Genomic DNA, 12956 nt, shown 5'->3' on the forward strand with positions numbered 1-12956 from the left:
GGGCAGGGCGGCCGAGTTCAGGCCGCTCTGGAGTTGGAAGCCGCAACCGGCCTGCGCGCGGCCCGGCGTTTTTCCATCATGATCGGCCTGTAGGATCTGTAGAGGATCATGGCGATCAGCAGGCCGATATAGATATATTGCTCCAGCGACAGGATCTTCGTCGACAGCGCGAAGTGCAGCGCACCGCAGGCGGCGACGATATAGACCAGACGGTGAAGCCAGATCCATTTTTTGCCGAGACGTTTGATTGAGAAATTGTTTGACGTCACCGCCAGCGCCAGCAGCATGACGAGGCCTGCCATGCCGAACATGATGAAGGGTCGCTTCAGCACGTCGACGACGACAGCCTGCACGTCCAATGCCTGATCCAGCACCATATAGACGATCAGATGCATCAGCGCGTAGTAGAAGCAGAGCAGGCCGAGCGCTCGGCGATAGCGCAGATAATTCCAGCCGAAGAGATCTCTGAGCGGCGTGACCGCAAGCGTCAGCAGCAGGAAGCGGATCGCCCAGAGCCCCAGGAAAAGCTCGAAGGTCTTGACTGCATCGGCACCGAGCTGGTCCGTGGCGCCGAGATAGAATTCCCAGGCGGCCGGCAGCAGCCCGACGACGTAAAGCGCCCAGACGGAGGCGGGTTGCCAGCGCTTGGGCAGGGTCAACGAAAGAGCCATCAGAAGTTCACCCGAAGGTCCATGTCGGTGTAGAGGCTCGCAACCTGATCGGCATAGCCGTTGAAGGGCAGGGTGGGATGACGGTTGGAGCTGAAGAAGCCGCCTTCGCCGATGCGACGCTCGGTTGCCTGGCTCCAGCGCGGATGGTCGACGGCCGGATTGACGTTGGCGTAGAAGCCGTATTCCTGGCTATTGGTCACCTGCCATGTGTTCAGCGGCTGCTTGTCGGTGAGCGTGATGCGCACGATCGACTTGATGCCCTTGAAGCCGTATTTCCACGGTACGACGAGGCGGATCGGCGCGCCGTTCTGGTTCGGCAAGGTCTCGCCGTAGAGACCGACGGCAAGCAGCGTCAACGGATTGCGCGCCTCGTCCAGCCGCAGGCCTTCGACATAGGGCCAGTCCAAGGATTGGAGAAGGCCTGACTGTCCCGGCATTTCCTCCGGCCTGACGACCGTCTCGAAGGCGACGAACTTGGCGCTGCCGAGCGGCTCCACCTTATCGAGCAGGGCAGAGAGCGGAAAACCATCCCAAGGTATGACCATCGACCATGCCTCGACACAGCGCATCCGATAGACACGCTCTTCCGGCGGAAACTCCTTGATCAGCGCGTCGATGTCGAAGGTACCGGGTTTGTTGACCATGCCGTCGACCTTGACAGTCCATGGCCGCGGCTTGAACTTGCCGGAAAGATTGGCCGGATCGGCCTTGTCGAGTCCGAATTCGTAGAAGTTGTTGTAGGTGGTGACATCCTTGATCGGCGTCAGCTTTTCATCGACGGTGTAGTTGCTCTTCGTCGCGGTCAGCGCATCCGCCAGTGCGGCCTTGCCGCCGGCGGCAGCCATGCCGATGCCGGCGGCGGCAGCCGTCAGGAAGTCGCGGCGCTTTAGGTAGACTGAGCGCGGCGTGATCTCGGACGACGCAATTTTCGGCGGGCGGTAGGCAGCCATGACTATTCCTCTATGCAATCTCAGCTTCGATATGAGCTATACGCAGCAGGTGCGCGTTTTGTTACACTCTTAGGCCGGTATTTCTTTGCGAGGGAAACCAACTTTTTGTGTGCACTTGTGATCGGGCTGCTTCGTTCCCAATTCTGATCGTATCGTTTGATCGCGATGAAGCGGAACGGTCGTCCCAACTCGCGTTTGCCTTGCGGCGTACCGGATTCGCTTGAGTTGATAGTGACAGTACCGCACGATTGGATTAGGACAATTCCAAAAAGCAGGACTGTCGGCGCTCCCTTCGGCGCAAAGCCCAGGCCGGCCGACGCTGCATAAATTCCAGGATGACGAGGAAGACACCATGCCAGCTTATCGTTCCAGAACCACGACCCACGGCCGCAACATGGCCGGCGCGCGCGGCCTTTGGCGCGCCACGGGTATGAAGGACAGCGATTTCGGCAAGCCGATCATTGCGGTGGTCAACTCCTTTACCCAGTTCGTGCCCGGTCACGTTCACTTGAAGGATCTCGGCCAGCTCGTGGCGCGCGAGATCGAAGCGGCCGGCGGCGTCGCCAAGGAATTCAACACCATCGCCGTCGACGACGGCATCGCCATGGGCCATGACGGCATGCTCTATTCGCTGCCGTCGCGCGAGCTCATCGCCGACAGCGTCGAATATATGGTCAACGCCCATTGCGCCGACGCCATGGTCTGCATCTCCAACTGCGACAAGATCACACCCGGCATGCTGATGGCGTCGCTGCGCCTCAACATCCCCACGGTCTTCGTCTCGGGCGGCCCGATGGAAGCCGGCAAGGTCGTCCTGCACGGCAAGAAGGTCGCGCTCGATCTGGTCGACGCCATGGTTGCGGCAGCCGACGACAAGATCAGCGACGAGGATGTCGCCACCATCGAACGTTCGGCCTGTCCGACGTGTGGCTCATGCTCCGGCATGTTTACCGCCAATTCGATGAACTGCCTGACCGAAGCACTCGGCCTGTCGCTGCCCGGCAACGGCTCGACGCTGGCGACCCATGGTGACCGTAAGCGCCTCTTTGTCGAGGCCGGGCACCTGATCGTCGATCTCGCCCGTCGCTACTACGAACAGGACGACAACAACGCCCTGCCGCGCACCATCGCCTCGAAGCAGGCTTTCGAGAATGCCATGGCGCTCGATATCGCCATGGGCGGTTCGACCAACACGGTTCTGCACATCCTGGCAGCGGCGCATGAAGGCGAAATCGATTTCACCCTGGCCGACATCGATGCCCTGTCGCGCCGGGTGCCCTGCCTGTCGAAGGTAGCGCCGGCCAAGAGCGACGTTCACATGGAAGACGTGCATCGCGCCGGCGGCATCATGTCGATCCTCGGCGAGCTCGACAAGGGCGGCCTGATCAATCGCGATTGCCCGACCGTTCACGCTGAAACGCTCGGTGATGCCATCGATCGCTGGGACATCACCCGCACCAACAGCGAGAGCGTGCGCGAATTCTTCCGCGCCGCACCGGGCGGAGTTCCGACCCAGGTTGCCTTCAGCCAGAGTTCCCGCTGGGACGAGCTCGACACCGACCGCGAAAAGGGCGTCATCCGCTCTGTAGAACATCCGTTCTCCAAGGATGGTGGACTGGCCGTTCTCAAGGGCAATCTTGCGCTCGACGGCTGCATCGTGAAGACGGCCGGCGTCGATGAATCGATCCTGAAATTCTCCGGCCCGGCCAAGGTCTTCGAAAGCCAGGATTCGGCCGTCAAGGGCATCCTCAGCAACGAGGTCAAGGCCGGCGACGTCGTCGTCATCCGCTATGAAGGCCCGAAGGGCGGCCCGGGCATGCAGGAAATGCTCTATCCGACGAGCTATCTGAAGTCGAAGGGTCTCGGCAAGGCTTGCGCGCTGATCACCGACGGCCGCTTCTCCGGCGGCACTTCGGGTCTCTCCATCGGCCACGCCTCGCCGGAAGCGGCAAACGGCGGCACGATCGGTCTGGTGCGCGAAGGCGACATGATCGACATCGATATCCCGAACCGCACCATCAGCCTGCGCGTCGACGACGCTGAACTCGCCGCTCGCCGCGAAGCCCAGAACGCCAAGGGCTGGCATCCGGCTGAGTTCCGCAAGCGCAACGTCACCACGGCGCTGAAGGCCTATGCGGCTTTTGCGACCAGTGCTGACCGCGGCGCGGTCAGGGATCTCGGCGGGAAGTAATTAAGCCCCTTTGCCCCGCAAGGCGGGGAGAAGGTGGACTCTCTCGGTCGCGCGGAGCGAGACCGAGAGAGGATGGATGAGGGGCCTTCTGGATATTCACGGCGATGGCAAAGCCCACCGCTCGTGCGGTAGCCCTCTCCCCGCAGGCGGGGAGAGGGGACGACAGCGCAGGATCTTCTGGCTCGTCATAGCGGTCGATTGATCTGCTTATACGTTTCGTTCAGCTCCTTCAGGCGATCCTGATAGGACGATGTCAGGCAGGCGACATCCGCGGCGCAAGTCTGCCGCTTCTTCAGCCATTCTGTCTGCTGGTCCTGCATCGCGCCGCGCGCGCCCATGGCGAGGAGCCCCGAGAGCAGGTCGAAAGTCGTCACCATCTTCACGTCTGCGTCGTTGAGCGCCCTGACGTCGCATATCGTCTTCTCATCCGGCTTCAGGTTCTGCGCCTCGCAATCGAAGCTGGCGGCATGGGAGGCGCCGGCTGCACTGAAGAAGATAATGAGGACGGTGGCGGCAAGGCTGTTCAATCGCATGATTCTGCTCCCTTTGACGATTCACAACGCAAAATGCATGACAGCATGTTTTTGTTCATCGAACCTGTTTTTTATCGCCGCAAACTTCCATTTATGCTTCATGCTTCCGCCCTCTTTTCTTTCTAGCGTCGGGCGCTACAACGTTGTTTCAAGAGCATTAAAAAAGGAAGTTTCCATGCATGTCCTCCTGAGGCGCACCACCGTTTCGATGATTGCCCTCATCATGGCGATGCCGCTTTCCGCTGAGGCGCAGACGGCGAAGTCGGTGCCGCAAAACCAGATGCAGATGCAGCTTTCCTTCGCACCGCTGGTCAAGCAGACGGCTGGAGCGGTGGTGAACGTCTATGCCGAGCGTATGGTGCAGCGGCAGTCCCCCTTCGCCGGCGATCCCTTCTTCGAGCAGTTCTTTGGCCAGCGCATGCCGAATCGCACCGAGAAGCAGTCTTCACTGGGCTCCGGCGTCATCGTGGAGGCGAACGGCACTGTTATCACCAACAATCATGTCGTCGACGGTGCCGATGATATCAAGATTGCGCTGTCGGACGGCCGGGAGTTTCCCTGCAAGGTCGTGCTGAAGGACGACAGGGTCGATCTCGCGGTCCTGAAGATTCAGTCGAAGAACGAGAGCTTCCCGATCCTCCCCCTTGCCAATTCCGATGCGGTCGAGGTCGGTGATCTCGTGCTGGCGATCGGCAACCCCTTCGGCGTCGGGCAGACGGTGACGAGCGGCATCGTTTCGGCGCTCGCCCGCAACCAGGTGAAGAACGAAGTCGGCTTCTTCATCCAGACCGATGCCTCGATCAATCCCGGCAACTCCGGCGGCGCGCTGGTGAATATGAGCGGCGAGCTGATTGCGCTTAACACCGCCATCTTCTCGCAGGGCGGCGGCTCGAACGGCATCGGCTTCGCTATCCCCGCCAACCTGGTCAAGGTCTTCCTTGCGGCATCCGATCGCGGCGATAAGTCTTTCGAGCGCCCCTATATCGGCGCCTCCTTCGAGCCTGTGACCTCTGATGTCGCCGAAGCGCTTGGCCTGGACAAGGTGCGCGGCGCTCTAGTGACCAAGGTCCTCGATGGCGGCCCGGCAGCCAAGGCCGGCTTGAAGCCAGGGGAAGTGATCACCGCTCTCAATAATATCCCGGTCGAGCATCCGGATGCGCTCGGCTATCGCCTGACGACGGCGGGCCTCGGCGCCACCGTGTCGTTGACGGTGCTGGACAATGGCAAGGAGCATGAAGCCAGCATGACGCTTGCCGCTGCGCCTGAATCCACGCCGCGAGATGAAAGGCTTATCCAGGGCAATAATCCCTTCGCCGGCGCAACCGTTGCCAATCTTTCACCGCGCGTTGCCGACGAACTGCATCTGCCGCCCGATTCGACCGGTGTCGTCATTGAAAGTCTGAAGTCGGATTCGCCCGCCGAGCGCCTCGGCTTCGCGCCGCGAGATATCGTTGTTTCCATCAATGGCGTCGCCGTGAACTCTACTGAAATATTGCAGCGAACCGTCGGCTCCAATCCGAGTTTTTGGCGCGTGGAGATCGATCGTGACGGCCAGCGTATCAGGCAGTTCTTCCGATGAATGACGACCTGTTTGCACCGCAGATACCGGAGGAGGTCGCCAACAAGCGACCGCTTGCCGATCGTCTGCGGCCGCAAACGCTGGCCGAAGTCACCGGCCAGCCGCATCTGACGGGCGAAGACGGCGTTCTGCGTCGGATGATCGAGGCGGGGTCGCTCGGCTCCATGATCTTCTGGGGCCCTCCCGGCACTGGCAAGACGACGGTCGCAAGGCTGCTTTCAGGCGAGGCAGGTCTTGCCTTCGAGCAGATCTCGGCGATCTTCTCCGGCGTCGCCGATCTGAAGAAGGTGTTCGAGGCCGCGCGGCTGCGCCGCATGGCTGGCCGCCAGACCCTGCTTTTCGTCGACGAGATCCATCGCTTCAATCGTGCGCAGCAGGATAGTTTCCTGCCCGTCATGGAAGACGGCACGGTCATTCTGGTTGGCGCCACGACGGAGAACCCATCCTTCGAGCTCAATGCCGCTCTTCTCTCCCGCGCCCGCGTCCTGACATTCCGCTCGCATGACGAGGAAAGCCTGGAAGAGTTATTGCGCCGGGCCGAGGCCGTGGAAGGCAAGCCGCTGCCGTTGACTGAAGATGCCCGCGCCAGCCTGATCGGCATGGCCGATGGCGACGGCCGCTCTGTGCTGACGCTTGCCGAGGAGGTCTGGCGCGCCGCGCGCAAGGATGAGCTTTTCGATCCCGATATGCTTGTCAAGATCGTGCAACGCCGGGCTCCGGTCTACGACAAGGCGCAGGACGGGCACTACAATCTCATTTCGGCCCTGCATAAATCCGTGCGCGGCTCCGATCCCGATGCGGCGCTTTACTATCTCGCCCGCATGTTCGATGCCGGTGAAGACCCGCTCTATCTCGGTCGCCGGCTGGTGCGTATGGCGGTCGAGGATATCGGGCTTGCCGATCCGCAGGCATTGGTGATCTGCAACGCCGCCAAGGATGCCTATGACTATCTGGGGTCACCGGAGGGGGAGTTGGCGCTGGCGCAGGCCTGCGTCTATCTCGCCACCGCTCCGAAATCGAATGCGGTCTACACCGCCTTCAAGGCGGCCACGCAGGCAGCCAAGCAGAACGGCTCGCTGCTGCCCCCCAAGCATATCCTCAACGCGCCGACGAAACTGATGCGCACCGAGGGATATGGCGACGGCTATCATTATGATCACGACGAGCCGGATGCCTTTTCAGGCCAGAACTACTTTCCGGAGAAGATGGGCCGCCAGACCTTCTACGATCCGCCCGAACGCGGTTTCGAGCGCGAAATCCGCAAGCGGCTGGACTGGTGGGCGAAGCTTCGCAAAGAGCGCGGCGAGCGCTAGATTTCACCGGCCGGTGACGTCCTGCTGTGCCTTCTGGATACGCGGAGCAGCCGTTTTGTCGACCATCTTCACGCTCGATTCTGCCAGGCTTTTATGGCCCTCCATGTCGACGACGAGATGCCAGTGACCGGCTTCGGGAATGGTCAGCCGGATCGGCGATTTCTTGGCGACACCGCCGATGAACTGATGCTTGAGGGTTTCCGTGAAGCGCTCGAAATTCGAGCTGTTCATCAGCCGCACGTTGGCGATGGCTGATAGCGTGATCTCGATCACCGTTCCGGTGCGTTGTTCCTTGAGATCGTAGTGGCTGTAGCGGAAGGCAGGCTTTGACATTTGCGTTTCTATTCTCTGGAACACCCGGCCAGAAATCCTACCCGAAGCCGGGTTAAGGAAACGTTGGGCCGGGTGTGCAGCTGTCGAAGCCTGCCCTCAAGGGCAGGGTCTAATGAAGATTGGAAGAGGCTGCCGGGAAGCCATCCAGGTCGAGTACAACGCCTTCGGGCGCGTGGCAGATGTCCGCCGGGTTGTGGTTGCACTCTTCCGCCGCGAAATGCAGGGCGGCAGCCTCGTTGCGGAATAGGCCGCCGACGAGGCCCTGCCGGTCCTGAACAATCCAGCTGCCGCGACGGTCACGGCCGACGATGAAGCGGGCCGGAGCCGGCAAGAGGGAGCTGTGAGCCGAGCGGCGTTGGATATGCTGTGCGTTTGCCATGTGATTTTCCTCGTGGATCTCTTCGATTACACTCAATGCCCGGCCCAATGCAGCAGCATCTGGAGGACGCCGGCGATGAGAAGGACAAGTCCGAGGCGCGGAGCGACGGCGTGAAGGCCGTCCAGCAACGCTTGTGAAGAGATGCGCCACCCGCTGGCTGCGAGGGTCGCATCACGAGGGCGTTGGAGGGGATCGGCGGGTACGCCGGCATGCATAAAGCGTGACATCATAGTTCCTTTCCAGTGTCACCGGCACCTCTGGTCTGCTAAGACCGCTTCAGGTGCCACGCTGTTGAATCTATGGGTGAGCCGCTAGGATTTCCATTTGTCCGAAATGGCAAAAATATAAAAATCTCATAGGGATGGAGCGGTTTTACAATCCCAGCCGGAGGGCATGGCGGGACGCAAGCCGGCCGCTGCCGTCGAGCTGAAGCGGCGCGACGGCGGCCTGGATCGCCGCCGCGGTTTGACTTTCGACGCAGACCAGCGGCAGGCGTACGTCCGGTTCGAAATCTCTCATGAGTGACAAGGCGTGCTTGACCGTTGCGGGCTCGCTCTCCTGTCTCAGCGCGTTGAACAGCGGCCGCAAGCGATCATCGATTGATCGGGCGGCGGCCAGGTGGCCGCAGGCTGCTGAATGCTGCATGGAATGGAAGAGCCGGGGTACGATATTGGCGGCGTTGGAAAAACAGCCATGACCGCCCGCAATCGTAAAGGCGAGCGCGCTTGTGTCGCTGGATGTGTAGAAACCGAACCATTCCGGCAGCAGGGGGCGGCAAAGATCCAGGCGCGTGATATCGCCGCTGCCATCAGCAATCCCTATGATGCCGGGAATTTCGGCCAACCGGGCGATCGTCGTCGGAGCGAGATCGATTGCGGTATGGGATGGCTGGTTATGGACGATAAGCGGCAGGTCGGTGCGCGCCGCAACCTGCTCGAAGTGGTGAAGGACACCCTTCTGCGTCGGCTTCGAATAGTAGGGCACCGTCACGAGGGTGGCGCCGGCGCCGAGCCGTTGCGCCTGCAGCGTCTCTTCCACGGTCGTCGCCGTGTCATTCGTGCCCGTCGCAACGATGACGGGCGTCCTAGCCTCTGAAAGCTCGACGCAGGTTTCTATAATGCGCACCCGTTCGGCATCGGTCAGCGTCGGCCCTTCGCCCGTCAGCGAGCAGGCGAGCAGCCCATCGACGCCGCTCAGCAATTGCCATTCGACATGCGCCGTCAGATTGACGGTATCGAGCGTACCGTCGCGAAATGGTGTTGCGAGAGCGGTGATCGCACCGCCGATGCGCCTCTGCAAGCTCGGCCTGCCCATGGTCGTGGCGCCTCAGAGATAGTGAAGCACGATGAAGAGCTCCAGGCCGCCGAGCAGCAGCCCGAAGGCGAACATCGCCTGAAAGGTGCGCTTCTCGCGAACCTGGCGATTGCGAAGCCGGCGTCCGGGCTGGGGCTTTGCTGTTGAAGCTGACGGAGCGACGCGATGGTGTCTCTCGTCGCTGTCGTGAACGAGAACGCGGATGGATTCCGTCAGGCTGGGTGCGTGCGTGTCGAGCATGGCATAGGCCTCCATATTTCGACGCAAGCATAGTGCCGGGCAGCATAGGAAATCCATTCGCGGCGGGAGGTGAAGAAGTAAGGGAGATATAAAGAGCCGCGTTGCCGGGGCCTCAGCGGATATCGCGAAACTCTGTATCCGTTGAGGAATACGGCCGGCGAGACCCGCCGGCGAACCGCTATCCGGCCGCCTGCAGGTTCTTTCGGTCCAGCTGCGTCACCAATGCAAGGATCGTTGCTGAAGTCGGCGTCGGCACGCCCGTCAGCTTGCCGAGCGTGACGACGACGCCGACGAGGGGTGTGATTTCCAGTGCCTTGCCGGCAAGCAGATCCTGCAGCATCGAGGTGCGCACAGGCCCGATCTGGCGCGAACGCTCGAGACGTTCTTCGACCGATATCGCTATGCGCGATCCCAAAGCCCCGGCAACGGCCTTCACCTCGCTCATCACCTGGCCGACCATCGCGGAAAGAGCGGGATCGTCCATAATGTCGGACATCAACCCCCGCGTCAGCGCGCTGATCGGATTGAAGGCGGCGTTGCCCATCAGCTTACTCCAGATGTCGTCGCGAATGCGCGCCGAAATGGAGATGTTGATGCCCGCCTTCTGCAGCAGCGCTGCGATGGCCTCTAAGTCCGCGGTCGTCTCGCCGGACGGTTCTCCGAGAATGAAGTGGCCGTTATTGCTGAGCTTGATCTCGCCGGGGCTGATGACCTCAGCGCCCTGATAGGCAACGCAGCCGATAACGCGCTCGGGGCCGATCAGCCGCCAGAGATCGCCGTTCGGATCCAGTTCCTCCATCTGGTGCTCGGCATGGCCGCTCTGCCGGTCCCGGTGAAAATACCACCACGGCACGCCGTTCAGGATCATCACGATGCGCGTGCCGGCATGCAGGAGCTTGGCGATGCCGGGAGCTGCCGCGCCGAGCTGGTGCCCCTTAAGCCCGGTGATGACGAGATCCTGCGGCGGCAGATCGCCCGCATCGTCGGTAGCCGTCATCCGGGCGACGAGGGGGCGATCCGCATCGGCCTCCCAAAGGCGTATGCCGCCAGCGCGAATGCCGTCCAGATGTGCTCCGCGCGCGATAACGGAGATGTGTACCTGCTCCTCTTGTGAGGAGGCCAGCTTTGCCGCAATAGCACCGCCAAGCGCGCCCGCGCCATAGATGCAGATGGTCTTGGGAGGGGAGGAAATCATGGCGTAGTGCTCCGAGTCGATCACGGTTGCTGCAAGGTAGGTCATATCAGCGATTTGGCGAATGGTTTATTAGTTCAGGCGCAATTGGAATTGAAATTCGTCGGGCCTTCATTCACATTACAGCCTTGTGGAAATTTCACCATTTCTTTGAACGGCTTGCTCGAGCTTGACTGAAACCAATCCGGCAAGGGACCACAGTTTCGGCTTGTCCCGCCAGTATTGGCTGATGCGGATTTCATGAACACAAATATGTTTTCGCTGCATACATTTGGTGGTTTGAAGCTTCTGGACAGTGATGGCCGCGAGATCGCGTTTCCTGAGAAGGGCCTGTTGATTCTGGCCTATCTGATGGTGGGGCCGGCGGAGCGCGCGCCGCGCAGCGCAATAGCCGAGCTTTTGTGGGGGCAGGACGATAACGGCAATGCCAAGGTCAATCTGCGCAAGCTGGTTTCGAGAATAAGAAGCCGCCAGGGCGAGCTGGGCAGGGCGTTTCTCCGGTTCAGCGAAACCACCATCGAGCTTGAGCCGCCCCGACTGGCTTCCGATATTTCGCTTCTGAACGCCGATCCGGTTTTTACAAAGCTGAAACTGCTGTTGGAAACGCTCGAAGCGGAGTTCCTGGGCGGGATCAATTGCCAAAGCCCGATCTTCTTCCATTGGCGTGAGGCGCAGACGCATCGCCACGCGCAGGTGCTGAAGGAAACTTTGATGGTGGCCGCCGCACAGGCCAGCACGAAGGACGAGATTGCTCTGGTGAAAGAGGCCGCACTCCTGGTTTTTGGTGCCGATCCGGAGGATCCGGATATCCGGCGCATTCTGCTGCGGATATTCGACGCGGCCGGGGAGGTCGAGCACTTCAGGCGCATTTTCGAACGACGCGGCGCGCTGCTGGCGTCATTTTCGCGGTCGGAGGATAAGTCACCCACCCATGGTCAAAGTGCCGCCGGCTCGGCGGAAGGATCTGTGGATGCCGGGCAGAAGATAGGGATACCGCTGCGGATATTGCGTCCCTCCGACACACAAACCAGCGCTTATGACGCGTCGTCCCTCATGGACGACATCACCATAGGCTTCTGCGCGCTGAATAGCCTGGAGGCGAATGATCGCTGCACCGCTATCCGGATTGGCCGGCAAGACGAGGATGCGGCCTCCGGTCAGCAAGACCGGTCTTATGTTCTGCACATGCGTCTAAGCACGCAGAACCACAACACCCTGCTATTTTCACAGCTTGTCGAAACTGCCAGCAACGAGATCGTCTGGGCGGACCGCCTCAGCCTTGAGCAATCTCCCCACGAACAACAGAGGCAGAAGATCGCGCGTCATATCGTGTTGTCGCTGACGGGGCAGATCGAACGTCGGGAAATGATGCGGGCTCATTTCGACAGAAGTCCAGCGGCCTATCAACGCTATCTCTCCGGTCGACGCTACCTTGGCCGCTTGTCGCTGCCGAATCTGCAGAAGGCGCGAGCGGAGCTCGAGGCTGCATTGCGGAGTGGCGATCGTTTCGCCCCTGCCTTGAGCTCCATCGCCCGCACCTATTCCAGGCAATGGTTGTTGACCTCAGGCGGGGATGCAGCCCTGCTGAAAGAAGCTGAAGATTATGCCATGCGGGCGATTGCGGCGCGGCGCGACATCGCGGACGGCTATCGCGAGTTCGGCGTTGCGAAAACCTTCCAGGGTGCGAGTGACGAAAGCCTCGAAGCGCTGGAATTGGCCGAGGCCTTGAACCCGAACCATCCCGGCATCATTGCCGACCAGGCGGAGGCGCTGATCTATTCGTCACGGCCGGATCTGGCCCTGCAAAAGATCGAAACTGCCATTGCGCTTCATCCGCTGAGCCCCGATTCCTATTTCTGGATCGCCTCGGCGGCAAGCTATATGCTCGGCAGCTTCGAGGCCGCCCTGGGCTATATCGACCGGATGGCGGATGCCCGCCTGGCGGACAGGATTTCGGCAGCGAGTTGGGCGATGCTCGGTGATAAGGAAAGGGCGGGTTTCTTCGTCCGGCGCGTTCATGACGCCAATCCCGGCTTCGATATCGACAAATGGCTTTCCGTGGTGCCGTTCAAGGAGCAATGGCAACACGACATGTATCGCGAGGGGCTGCGCAGAGCGGGCTTCTGGAAGAGCAGTTCAAATCCGGCCGGGGCGTAGTTCTTAAGGATACGCTGCCGTTCGAAGCGCCAAGTCGGGTGCGGCCTGAACGAGCGTTTTCCGCTCACTGTTCCATCGGGCTAGTCTTTACCACAATCGCATCC

13 protein-coding genes are annotated in these 12956 nt (G+C 61.0%); 4 read left to right on the forward strand and 9 right to left on the reverse strand.

What is annotated here, in order from left to right; translation table 11 throughout:
• Positions 1-17 precede the first annotated feature (17 nt).
• Positions 18-674, reverse strand: coding sequence for a protein-methionine-sulfoxide reductase heme-binding subunit MsrQ (msrQ, locus tag FHT29_RS11585; protein ID WP_112441678.1), 657 nt, complete (start codon positions 672-674; stop codon positions 18-20).
• Positions 671-1621: a protein-methionine-sulfoxide reductase catalytic subunit MsrP gene (gene msrP, locus FHT29_RS11590; protein WP_047557891.1), complete on the reverse strand. Its 951-nt coding sequence runs from the start codon at positions 1619-1621 to the stop codon at positions 671-673. Before msrP ends, msrQ begins: the two co-directional genes overlap by 4 nt.
• A gap of 352 nt (positions 1622-1973) precedes the next feature.
• Here msrP and ilvD point away from each other — a divergent pair, with 352 nt between their 5' ends.
• Positions 1974-3812, forward strand: a complete 1839-nt coding sequence (ilvD, locus tag FHT29_RS11595; RefSeq protein WP_047557889.1) for a dihydroxy-acid dehydratase — start codon at positions 1974-1976, stop codon at positions 3810-3812.
• Positions 3813-3997: 185 nt separating this feature from the next.
• On the opposite strand, the gene FHT29_RS11600 is transcribed toward ilvD, so the two are convergent.
• The gene (locus tag FHT29_RS11600; protein ID WP_047557887.1) at positions 3998-4345 is read right to left on the reverse strand and encodes a periplasmic protein; all 348 of its coding nucleotides are present in this window, start codon (positions 4343-4345) and stop codon (positions 3998-4000) included.
• A 175-nt stretch (positions 4346-4520) separates the two neighbouring features.
• Between FHT29_RS11600 and FHT29_RS11605 the strand changes: the two genes are divergently transcribed.
• Both FHT29_RS11605 and FHT29_RS11610 read left to right on the forward strand, forming a co-directional pair.
• Positions 4521-5924 carry a DegQ family serine endoprotease gene (locus FHT29_RS11605; protein ID WP_037199942.1) on the forward strand — a complete coding sequence of 468 codons (1404 nt, stop codon included), beginning with the start codon at positions 4521-4523 and terminating at the stop codon, positions 5922-5924.
• Positions 5921-7237, forward strand: a complete 1317-nt coding sequence (locus FHT29_RS11610) for a replication-associated recombination protein A (RefSeq protein ID WP_037199941.1) — start codon at positions 5921-5923, stop codon at positions 7235-7237. The genes FHT29_RS11605 and FHT29_RS11610 overlap by 4 nt, the downstream gene beginning before the upstream one ends.
• Positions 7238-7240: 3 nt before the next feature.
• Here the strand turns inward: FHT29_RS11610 and FHT29_RS11615 are convergent, their stop codons facing one another.
• The 6 genes from FHT29_RS11615 to FHT29_RS11640 all read right to left on the reverse strand — a co-directional run bounded on the left by FHT29_RS11615 (position 7241) and on the right by FHT29_RS11640 (position 10698).
• Positions 7241-7570, reverse strand: a complete 330-nt coding sequence (locus tag FHT29_RS11615; protein WP_047557885.1) for a DUF1883 domain-containing protein — start codon at positions 7568-7570, stop codon at positions 7241-7243.
• A gap of 109 nt (positions 7571-7679) precedes the next feature.
• Positions 7680-7949 (reverse strand): hypothetical protein, encoded by a 270-nt coding sequence (locus tag FHT29_RS11620; RefSeq protein ID WP_047557883.1) that lies wholly within the window; start codon positions 7947-7949, stop codon positions 7680-7682.
• Between the two features lie 32 nt (positions 7950-7981).
• Positions 7982-8179, reverse strand: a complete 198-nt coding sequence (locus FHT29_RS11625; RefSeq protein ID WP_131512089.1) for a hypothetical protein — start codon at positions 8177-8179, stop codon at positions 7982-7984.
• Between the two features lie 142 nt (positions 8180-8321).
• Positions 8322-9263, reverse strand: coding sequence for a 4-hydroxy-tetrahydrodipicolinate synthase (gene dapA / locus FHT29_RS11630; RefSeq protein WP_047557881.1), 942 nt, complete (start codon positions 9261-9263; stop codon positions 8322-8324).
• A 12-nt stretch (positions 9264-9275) separates the two neighbouring features.
• Positions 9276-9503, reverse strand: coding sequence for a hypothetical protein (locus FHT29_RS11635; protein ID WP_131512087.1), 228 nt, complete (start codon positions 9501-9503; stop codon positions 9276-9278).
• A 178-nt stretch (positions 9504-9681) separates the two neighbouring features.
• Complete coding sequence (locus FHT29_RS11640) at positions 9682-10698, reverse strand: 2-dehydropantoate 2-reductase (RefSeq protein ID WP_037199985.1); 1017 nt, start codon at positions 10696-10698, stop codon at positions 9682-9684.
• Positions 10699-10935: 237 nt separating this feature from the next.
• On the opposite strand from FHT29_RS11640, the gene FHT29_RS11645 reads away from it, so the two are divergent.
• Positions 10936-12852, forward strand: coding sequence for a hypothetical protein (locus tag FHT29_RS11645; protein WP_168599689.1), 1917 nt, complete (start codon positions 10936-10938; stop codon positions 12850-12852).
• The last annotated feature ends 104 nt before the right edge of the window (positions 12853-12956 follow it).

It is taken from the genome of Rhizobium sp. SG741 (assembly GCF_012275435.1).
GTDB lineage: Bacteria > Pseudomonadota > Alphaproteobacteria > Rhizobiales > Rhizobiaceae > Rhizobium > Rhizobium lusitanum.

Bases quoted from the DNA above. Each gene is read 5' to 3' on its own strand.
- msrP (WP_047557891.1), bottom strand. From the start codon at position 1,621: ATGGCTGCCTACCGCCCGCCGAAAATTGCGTCGTCCGAGATCACGCCG.
- FHT29_RS11640 (WP_037199985.1), bottom strand. From the start codon at position 10,698: ATGATTTCCTCCCCTCCCAAGACCATCTGCATCTATGGCGCGGGCGCG.
- FHT29_RS11605 (WP_037199942.1), top strand. From the start codon at position 4,521: ATGCATGTCCTCCTGAGGCGCACCACCGTTTCGATGATTGCCCTCATC.
- FHT29_RS11600 (WP_047557887.1), bottom strand. From the start codon at position 4,345: ATGCGATTGAACAGCCTTGCCGCCACCGTCCTCATTATCTTCTTCAGT.
- FHT29_RS11610 (WP_037199941.1), top strand. From the start codon at position 5,921: ATGAATGACGACCTGTTTGCACCGCAGATACCGGAGGAGGTCGCCAAC.
- ilvD (WP_047557889.1), top strand. From the start codon at position 1,974: ATGCCAGCTTATCGTTCCAGAACCACGACCCACGGCCGCAACATGGCC.
- FHT29_RS11645 (WP_168599689.1), top strand. From the start codon at position 10,936: ATGAACACAAATATGTTTTCGCTGCATACATTTGGTGGTTTGAAGCTT.
- dapA (WP_047557881.1), bottom strand. From the start codon at position 9,263: ATGGGCAGGCCGAGCTTGCAGAGGCGCATCGGCGGTGCGATCACCGCT.
- FHT29_RS11625 (WP_131512089.1), bottom strand. From the start codon at position 8,179: ATGATGTCACGCTTTATGCATGCCGGCGTACCCGCCGATCCCCTCCAA.
- FHT29_RS11620 (WP_047557883.1), bottom strand. From the start codon at position 7,949: ATGGCAAACGCACAGCATATCCAACGCCGCTCGGCTCACAGCTCCCTC.
- FHT29_RS11615 (WP_047557885.1), bottom strand. From the start codon at position 7,570: ATGTCAAAGCCTGCCTTCCGCTACAGCCACTACGATCTCAAGGAACAA.
- FHT29_RS11635 (WP_131512087.1), bottom strand. From the start codon at position 9,503: ATGCTCGACACGCACGCACCCAGCCTGACGGAATCCATCCGCGTTCTC.